10 protein-coding genes are annotated in these 7,544 nt (G+C 67.6%); 8 read left to right on the top strand and 2 right to left on the bottom strand.

The window, feature by feature from the left end; genetic code table 11:
• The 5 genes from D7I43_RS31850 to D7I43_RS31830 all read left to right on the top strand — a co-directional run.
• The coding region (locus tag D7I43_RS31850) for an IS256 family transposase (protein WP_120332264.1) at positions 1-806 on the top strand (806 nt) is incomplete at its 5' end.
• A gap of 215 nt (positions 807-1,021) precedes the next feature.
• Positions 1,022-1,543 carry a DNA methyltransferase gene (locus D7I43_RS31845; protein WP_192902320.1) on the top strand — a complete coding sequence of 174 codons (522 nt, stop codon included), beginning with the start codon at positions 1,022-1,024 and terminating at the stop codon, positions 1,541-1,543.
• A 343-nt stretch (positions 1,544-1,886) separates the two neighbouring features.
• The gene (locus D7I43_RS31840; protein WP_120332262.1) at positions 1,887-2,381 is read left to right on the top strand and encodes a SigE family RNA polymerase sigma factor; all 495 of its coding nucleotides are present in this window, start codon (positions 1,887-1,889) and stop codon (positions 2,379-2,381) included.
• Between the two features lie 85 nt (positions 2,382-2,466).
• Complete coding sequence (locus D7I43_RS31835) at positions 2,467-3,444, top strand: hypothetical protein (protein ID WP_120332261.1); 978 nt, start codon at positions 2,467-2,469, stop codon at positions 3,442-3,444.
• 548 nt (positions 3,445-3,992) lie between these two features.
• The gene (locus D7I43_RS31830; RefSeq protein WP_240033323.1) at positions 3,993-4,433 is read left to right on the top strand and encodes a hypothetical protein; all 441 of its coding nucleotides are present in this window, start codon (positions 3,993-3,995) and stop codon (positions 4,431-4,433) included.
• A gap of 176 nt (positions 4,434-4,609) precedes the next feature.
• On the opposite strand, the gene D7I43_RS31825 is transcribed toward D7I43_RS31830, so the two are convergent.
• Positions 4,610-4,999 carry a hypothetical protein gene (locus D7I43_RS31825; RefSeq protein WP_204985337.1) on the bottom strand — a complete coding sequence of 130 codons (390 nt, stop codon included), beginning with the start codon at positions 4,997-4,999 and terminating at the stop codon, positions 4,610-4,612.
• 130 nt (positions 5,000-5,129) lie between these two features.
• Positions 5,130-6,212 carry a tyrosine-type recombinase/integrase gene (locus D7I43_RS33320; protein WP_204985336.1) on the bottom strand — a complete coding sequence of 361 codons (1,083 nt, stop codon included), beginning with the start codon at positions 6,210-6,212 and terminating at the stop codon, positions 5,130-5,132.
• 9 nt (positions 6,213-6,221) lie between these two features.
• Between D7I43_RS33320 and D7I43_RS33315 the strand changes: the two genes are divergently transcribed.
• From D7I43_RS33315 to D7I43_RS31805, 3 genes are all read left to right on the top strand, one after another.
• Positions 6,222-6,458: an XF1762 family protein gene (locus tag D7I43_RS33315; RefSeq protein WP_240033322.1), complete on the top strand. Its 237-nt coding sequence runs from the start codon at positions 6,222-6,224 to the stop codon at positions 6,456-6,458.
• A 163-nt stretch (positions 6,459-6,621) separates the two neighbouring features.
• Positions 6,622-7,026, top strand: a complete 405-nt coding sequence (locus D7I43_RS31810; protein WP_120332259.1) for a hypothetical protein — start codon at positions 6,622-6,624, stop codon at positions 7,024-7,026.
• A gap of 22 nt (positions 7,027-7,048) precedes the next feature.
• Positions 7,049-7,267 carry a helix-turn-helix domain-containing protein gene (locus D7I43_RS31805; RefSeq protein ID WP_374537375.1) on the top strand — a complete coding sequence of 73 codons (219 nt, stop codon included), beginning with the start codon at positions 7,049-7,051 and terminating at the stop codon, positions 7,265-7,267.
• Positions 7,268-7,544 lie beyond the last annotated feature (277 nt).

Here is a 7,544-nt window from a genome sequence, read left to right as displayed (position 1 = left end):
AGGTCGAGGCGTTCCGCAACCGGCCCCTCGACTCGGAGCATTACACGTTCGTGTGGATGGACGCGCTGACGATGAAGGTCCGCGAGGCCGGTCGCACCGTCAACGTCCACGCTTTGATCGCGGTCGGTGTCAACGCCGACGGCCAGCGTGAGGTGTTGGGTTTGGACGTGGCCTCGGACGAGGACGGCGCCGGCTGGCTGGCGTTCCTGCGCAGCCTGACGGCCCGCGGCCTGTCCGGCGTCCGCCTCGTGATCTCCGACGCTCACGCGGGTCTGGTGCAGGCGATCGGCGCGGCGCTGCCCGGCGCTGCCTGGCAACGCTGCCGGACCCACTACCTGCGGAACCTGCTGACGAAGGTGCCCAAGTCCGCGCAGCCGTGGATCGCCACCCTGGTGCGCACGATCTTCGACCAGCCCGACGCCGACGCCGTCCGCGCCCAGTTCGACCGGGTCGTGGCCACCATCGAGGCCAGATTCCCCGCCGCGGCCGAACACCTCGACGCCGCCCGCGACGACCTGCTCGCCTTCACCGGCTTTCCCCGCGAGATCTGGCGCCAGATCTGGTCGAACAACCCTCAGGAACGCCTGAACAAAGAGATCCGCCGCCGCACCGACGTCGTCGGGATCTTCCCCAACCGGCCGGCGATCATCCGCCTCGTCGGCGCGGTCCTGGCCGAGCAGACCGACGAGTGGACCGAAGGCCGCCGCTACATGGGCCTGGAACTACTGGCCAAAGCCCGCCTGATCAGCATCGAGACCGACCAACACGACACCAGCCAGCCCGACCCGACCCCGATCGCCGCCTAACATCAAACCGGATCCCGCGATGGCCGTCTCTTACACCACCAGCGCGGACGTGACCCAGGCGGCAGCCGCGCTGCGGCTGCTGCTGTGCCCGCACCGGTGGCAGGTGCCGTCATGACCGGCGACCGTTCTCGTGCCTCCGAGCTGGCGGGGTACGAGTATCACCGGGCTGGGCGGTCACTCTGTACCTCGGCGACGCGCAGCAGGTCCTCGCCGCGATGCCCGACGAGTCCGTCGACTGCGTCGTCACCTCACCACCATTCTGGGGACTGCGGGACTACGGCACCGGCCAGTGGACCGGCAGTGACCCGACCTGCGCCCATCCAGTGCGTCGCCGCGTGGACGGCACGCGCTGCCAGCGGTGCCCGGCGGTCTGGTCCGACCCGCAGTACGGGCTCGAACCAACCCTCACGCACTACGTCGACCGGATGATCGGCCTGTTCGAACAGGTGCGTCGGATCCTCACACCATCGGGAACCTGCTGGGTCAACCTGGGCGACTGCTACAGCAGCGCCTCAGGTGGGGCGCCGAAGGGTAGCCGGCCTCAGCCCGGAGGACTGCGGCCAGCCCGCCCTCGCGCGCAGGACGTCCTCGCCCCGAAGAACCTGGTCGGGGTGCCGTGGCGGGTCGCGTTCGCGCTGCAAGCCTTCGGTTGGTGGCTGTTCTCCGGGAGTCTCCGTTCGCCCAACGGGCCGGATCTCCCCGTTTCCGCAGTTCAGCGGCCGATGGCAAGACAGTAGGGACCGCAACGGGTGTGGTGCAAGCACCCAGCGGCGTGTTGGCATGTCATGCCGCTGGGGCGCGGGAAGTGAGCCAGATTCTGTGTTTGCGGCACCTCGGACCTGCCCCATACCACTGACGCCGTCAGTTCGTAGTTGTGCCTTTCGGCACCCCGCAAGGTCCGGACTGCGGCCCTCCACACACTCCGATGACACTGTGTCCATGATCACACACGCCTTGTAGTCGTCGGCAGGCTTCGATATTTTTGATCATAAATAGGCGGCCCGGCCTCTCTGCGCGTTCACGTCTTGCCGACGGGTGCTGCATGTGACGGCCGACTGCACGGGGAAGCGGGGATCTCCGATGGCGAGCGATGTAAACGAGGTGGAGTTCGAGGCATTCGTCCAGGCGACCCGATCCTGGCTACACCGGGAGGCCTACCAAATCTGCGGCGACTGGCACGAGGCCGACGACCTTGTACAGGTGGCGCTCTGCAAGGTGTACCAACACTGGGACCGGCTGGACCGACGGGCGTCGTTGGGCGCATATGCCCGCCGCGTCGTTCTCCGCGACTACCTGACCGAGCGTCGCCGGTCGCGTTGGCGGTGCGAGGTCGTGACGCTCGTCGCGGTGGACGCCGTCTCGTCGCCCGGTTCGCACACTTCCGTTGATGACCGTGAGACGTTGCTGCCTGCACTGCGGCGGCTGGGTCCGCGTCAACGTTCCGTTGTCACGCTGCGATTCCTCCGCGATCTCAGTGTCGAGCAAACGGCACGGGAGCTTGGATGCGCGCCGGCGACTGTTACCAGCCAGACGGTACGAGCCCTCGATGCGCTGCGTCGCGATCTCAGCTTCTGACCGCTGCGATGCAGCATTTGCCTCCTGCTGCGACGTGTACGAAGGCAAAACCCATCGAAGGGCCTCACTAGGGAGGAACCAATCAATGAAAGTACGTCGCACACTCGCCACAGTCACCGCAGCGCTGTTGGTCGGGTCGATGTCGATCGCGGGGACGGCGCAGGCCACATCTGACATCGAGGAAAAGGCCTGGGCCCCAAGGCTGCTCTCCACCGAGCATCTGTACGACGGCTCGGCCGTACGTCTTCGCTACACAGACAAAACCTCCGTCATCACTATCGTCGCGCCCGTCGGCGCACGGGTGACCTTCGAGGGTTCCGAGACGCCGACCATCATGGCTGACGGCCGCCGCAGCTATGACCGCGCAGTGTCTGTGACGAAGCCACGGAATCTCAACAAGATCCCGACCGCGGCCGCGTACTCAGCGGCCGGTCGCAGCGTCTACGCCGACGCGCTCGCCGCCGGGATGAGTCCGTCTGAGGCCCAGCGGCATGCAACCCCACAGGGCGTGACCGCCCAGGACAACCCGCCGATCACCGACTCCTGGTGTGCCTACAGCGAAGATGCTGAGCCGGACCCGAAATTCGAATGGTCCGGCTGCGGAATATACTACGAACTGCAATTTTCGGGCGACACCATCTACGCGGCGCACAGCGGGACGGCACACGGCTGGGGCACCGGGGTACTTGGCGGCGGCAAGGAACTCCAGAAGGGATACATAGCAACCACGCACACCGATTGGAATCCCTCCAGCACCGCATTCGACATTATCGAGGCATCTCCGTCGTCCAGTATGCCCGGTCCCAGCGCCTGCACCACCTTCAACGTCGGCCTGTCCCAGTACGTCGAGCTCGGGTTCAGTGTTCCACTCTGCAGTGACGGCTGGAACGTGACGTGGAACCGAGCCTTCTACAAGGTGGAATGGCACGGCGCGAGCACTGGCGGTGAGTCAGACAGTAGGTCCGCGGGGGGCGCTCACACCCTGCGGGTTGCTCCCATCAACGGCAGCAGCTGGTCGACTTCATTCTCTATCGGCTGGACTTACGCCTGCCTCGGGTGCTGACGCACTAACCTTCGTCCCCGCAGCAGTCATGGACCGCTGCGGGGACGTCGGAGGACTGTGGAGTAATCCTCGATCAAGGATCGACCGGTTAGCGGGTAACGCCATTCGACGTGTAGGGCTTGATAGACAACGTCAGGCAGGCAGCACTTGAGGAGCTTATGGCGGCGACCACACAAACATGTCGTCAATGCGGCTCAAACACATGCGACATGGGGATACGCAGATCTCACGGAACGAGCCTGTCTCCCGAAGCTCAACACCTCACGACGCGACCGGTCGATCTCGGCGTCCCAGTGGCCGCCAGCGGCCCCGCAATGCAATTCGATGGGCGTTCCAGCGGGACCTGCCTCTCTATGGGCCCGAGGTCTAGTATCGCGGACCCCGCATTCAGGGAAGCCCGATACACTCCAACCATGCGCTCTCGCATCACCTTGACCGTCATAGCCGGGCTGCTTTCGGTGTCAGCGTGTGCGAGCGCAGGTGAACCGGCTCCCCTCGAAGCACCTCATCCTCCAGACGGGCACCCGCCCGTAGTCTTGGACTCCTCTATGCCCGGCTGGGAGGCCTCTGCCTGGCTGACTGGAGATGCATTCTGCGTACGCGCTGCCCGCACCGGCCCAGAGGTCAAGGACGATGCGGCTAATAACTTCGTCTTCTGCAATCCGGCCCCGTCGGCCCTGGACCGCGACGGTCCGCCGATGCTGCCCGCCAAGCCGGTGCCCTACGTCGCGCCCCTGGACCCACAGCAGCAGGAGATCATCCTCGTAGGGACCGTGCGCGGCAACATCGCCACCGTCTCCGTAACCATGTTCGGCGAGACTGCCACAGCAGCCGTTCACCTGCTGCCCATGTCTAAGGGTCGCCAGGTAGGCGCGTATGCGGTCTGGCTTCCCAGGAGCGGTCCAGAGCGTGACGGGATGAGCAGCTCCGACATCACCGCAGTCATCGGCTATGACGCAGCCGGCACTGTTATAGCCCAGCTGAAATGACGCGACGTGAAGCAGAAACGGTCGTGCTGTCCGACGACAACCTCGCCGCAGCCGCCTCGGCGTGCCGCGACTTCATCGAGAGACTCGACCTGGCAGTCCAAGCGAAACCTGACCGGGCGGTGCACAGCCGGCGGGCGCCTGCGGGAGCGCTCAGGTCGTGGTGTTGAGGCGCGTCATCAGTTCTCGGTTGGCGGCGCGGGCGGCGGCGAGTTCGTCGTCGCGTTCTTCAAGCTGGGCTCGTAGGTCGACGACCTGTTGTTCGAGGGTGACGATTCGCTGCTTGAGCGTGTCGATGTCGTTGGGAGCGCCGAGGCTGACTGACGCCATACTTGCTCGCCCAGGGCCTCGGAAAGGCGCTTCTCGAGTTGCTGCACGCGAGCGGCCATCCGGGTCGCCCGGGCTTGGGCGTTGAGCAGGTCGGCCTGTAGGGACGCCCAGCTGACCGCCGGCCCGATGCTGGCGCCGTTGCGGGGCTGGGCTTCCAGGGCGTGGATCTGTTCGAGCAGATCGCGGTGGCGGTAGAGGAAGGTGCGGTTCACTCCGGCGGCGCGGGCGATACCGGTCACGCTGATCTCTTCGCCGCTATTGGCACGTGGTTGAGGGGCCTTGAGGACGCGTTGTCGGCGCCGCGTCGAGTCGGCATGGCGTCCGGCGACGCGGCGGCGGTGCGGGCGGGGGTGACCTGTGATGTGTCGGTCACGCCGAACGCTCCGGGCGGATGTCGGGCAGCGCCTGACGCACCCGCGGAGAGCCGAGCATCACGGCACGGTGGCGACGCACGATGGCCACGGCCTGCTCCACCTCGACCCGTTCACCTACGGTGAGCTGGTCGAGATCGCCTTTGATCCGGTTGATCAGCCGGCGGATGCGAGCAATCTCCTCGTCAGAGGGTGTTGCCTCGGCGCGAGCCCAGTCGTCGACGTCGGTGGCCGCGCGCAGCCGTTCCCGGTTGCGCAGCAAGCCGTCGAGGTGGGCTTGCAGGTCGGGCAGGTAGGACGCGTCGGTGCGGAAGTGGTCGCGGCCCACGCAGCGGAAACGGTAGGGGCAGGAGTGCCCGCCGGCCTTGACGTTGGAGGGCTCGGCGCAGACTCCGATCGGGACGACGACCTCCCCGACGGCGCGGCGGGCGTGTTCGGAGTCCAGTAGCGCCTTGCCTTGCCGCCAGATCCGGTTGCCGTGCCGGTCGAACTGCAGCGCGGCGAGCCGGTCGACGGCCTCGGCGATGTCCGCGGCGGTCAAGCCGTGCCTGGCCTTGGTGCAGCCACGGCAGATCCGCGAGGCGCTGTGGGCGGTCTTGCCGCAGCCCGCGGCGCGGCACACCGGCCGGCCCAGCAGCCTGTGGTCAACCGGTGGGCGCAGCACCAGATTCGCGTCATCCCAGCCGGCCTCGGCCAGAAAGCCTGGGTCCAGCAGCGCCCGCAGCCGCCCACCCGCGTCCAACCGATCACGCTGGCCTACGACGGTCGCCACCGCGCTCACCATGCCGGCCCCGGCTTGCTCGCGAGGGGTCGGTACCCGGTCCACCGCAGCCCGCAACCGGGAGTGGTCCGGATGCAGGTAGACCTCACTGGACCCCGCCGACGCATGCCCAAGCAGCTCCTGCAGCTCGTCGATGCTGCCACCCGCGTCGACGAGGTTGCTGGCGAACGTGTGGCGCATCTGGTGCGGCGTGACCAGCTGGCGCAGAACCGTCCGCCGGCACGCCGCCGCGACTAGGGCGTTGATCGCGTCCGGTGGCATCGGCGCGCCGATCGGCTCCCGGAACAGATTGACCAGCACGCCGGCGGGGTGGCCAACGGCTGCAGCATGCTCTACGCCGCCGCGTGGCGGGCCGCAAAGGCTCTCGGCCACCGCCGGCTGGTCACCTACACCCAGCACGGCGAGTCCGGGGCCAGCCTCCGCGCCGCCGGCTGGCGCGTTGTCGCCGCCCGTCCACCCACGCCCGGCTGGTCCCGACCCGCCCGGCCCCGCGCAGATCACGGCGTCGACCACATCGCCCGGCTGCGCTCGCAGCCACGCCACTAACCACGTTCTCCCGCCGAGGGTCGGCGTCCATGGACGCCCACCCCCGGCCCGCCCGTGCACGCAACCAGAACAAGGAGCGCAAGCCGCCATGAAGACTTCACCCGCCCAGTCGTCCACTGCCGTCACCGTCACCGCGTCGGATGCCAGGAAGGTCACCTTCCGGGTGCCGATCACCGCCCGCGTGGTCCACGAAGACAACGACACCGAAATCGCCGCCTTCGAGTACCTCCTGGACGAAGCCCTCGACGGCGGGGCAATCCGGGTCGCGGGCTGCCACAACCACACCCTCACCCCGCCCGGACCCGCCGACCCGCACACGCAACGCCGCCTGCGGGCGGTGGCCGCCGACGCGCGCGTCACCGTCACCGCGCCCGCCGGCACCGCGCCGACCGACGTCACTCGGCGCGCCGCCCGCCAGCTCACCTCCCGCCTGCGAGTCCTGCGGCACTACGGCATCCGCCTGCTGGACGCGCCCACCGTCTGGCAGGACAGCGAAGCGTCCCGCGACGAGCAAGACCCGCTCGACACCGTGGAAGGAGCACTTGATGTCATCGCGCCCGCCATCTGAGCACCCGCCGCCCGGAAAGCGTGTGTGGACCCTCGAGCGGATCCGCGCGCTCGGCGCGGTCACCGACGTCGCCACCACCGGAGAGATCTTCGGGCTGTCCCGCACCAGCGCCTACGAGATGGCCCAGGCCGGAACCCTGCCGGTGCCCGTGATCAAGGTTGGTTCCCGCTACCGCGTGTCCGTGACCGCGATCATCGCCGTCCTCACCGCCACCGACGCCACCCGCCCGCCGCCGACTTGATCAGGCGGCCGTGGCGAGCGTCGATCAACCACCAGCGACACCGACAATCCGATGCCGCCGGATGCGGCATCGGCGTGAAGGAGAAGCATCTCTGATGGCCGAAGGATCGATCACCAAACAGTGCAGTTGCCGCCGTGACGGCACAACGCCGGGAGTGTCAAGTTAACGGCTGATCTTGGTTGTTGAGGTCAGTGGTTGGCCGGGGTGAGCCGGCCCTCGAAGGCGATCTGGAAGGCGTTCAGCGGTGCTTTCCAGCGCATGGTCCAGCGGCGGCGGC

Origin of the sequence: Micromonospora globbae (assembly GCF_003610785.1) — a bacterium.
In the GTDB taxonomy this organism is placed as follows: domain Bacteria; phylum Actinomycetota; class Actinomycetes; order Mycobacteriales; family Micromonosporaceae; genus Micromonospora; species Micromonospora globbae.
This window is presented reverse-complemented; position numbering and strand designations above follow the sequence as displayed.

Bases quoted from the DNA above. Each gene is read 5' to 3' on its own strand.
- D7I43_RS31835 (WP_120332261.1), top strand. From the start codon at position 2,467: ATGAAAGTACGTCGCACACTCGCCACAGTCACCGCAGCGCTGTTGGTC.
- D7I43_RS31830 (WP_240033323.1), top strand. From the start codon at position 3,993: ATGCCCGGCTGGGAGGCCTCTGCCTGGCTGACTGGAGATGCATTCTGC.
- D7I43_RS31840 (WP_120332262.1), top strand. From the start codon at position 1,887: ATGGCGAGCGATGTAAACGAGGTGGAGTTCGAGGCATTCGTCCAGGCG.
- D7I43_RS31845 (WP_192902320.1), top strand. From the start codon at position 1,022: ATGCCCGACGAGTCCGTCGACTGCGTCGTCACCTCACCACCATTCTGG.